The 232-nt window shown below is 62.5% G+C and carries 1 protein-coding gene; it reads left to right on the forward strand.

The annotated features are described in order from the left end of the window. Window positions 1-37: 37 nt before the first annotated feature. A complete protein-coding gene (locus AAC854_RS24855) occupies window positions 38-214 on the forward strand; it encodes a hypothetical protein (RefSeq protein WP_273546648.1) in 177 nt (58 codons plus the stop codon). Window positions 215-232: the final 18 nt, after the last annotated feature.

Here is a 232-nt window from a genome sequence, read left to right on the forward strand (position 1 = left end):
AATGAGCCGGGGTCTGCGCTCACTCTGAGGTCCTTTTATGAAACTATTAATGATTGCTGCCCCGCTGGTCGGGCTGGCGGGCGGCGGCCTGCTGTCTTACGGGGCGTGGCTGCTGCTGCCCGCGGCGGGGTTTATTGTCGCCGGTGGCCTGTGCCTGGGCTGGTCGTATCTGGTCTCACGCCTGCTCAGCCATAAACCCGGTAAGGAGGCCTGATGTTCTTTCCCGGCCTGT

Source organism: Xenorhabdus entomophaga, from assembly GCF_037996725.1.
GTDB lineage: Bacteria > Pseudomonadota > Gammaproteobacteria > Enterobacterales > Enterobacteriaceae > Xenorhabdus > Xenorhabdus khoisanae.

Coding starts and splice junctions, on each gene's coding strand:
- AAC854_RS24855 (WP_273546648.1), top strand. CDS start 38: ATGAAACTATTAATGATTGCTGCCCCGCTGGTCGGGCTGGCGGGCGGC.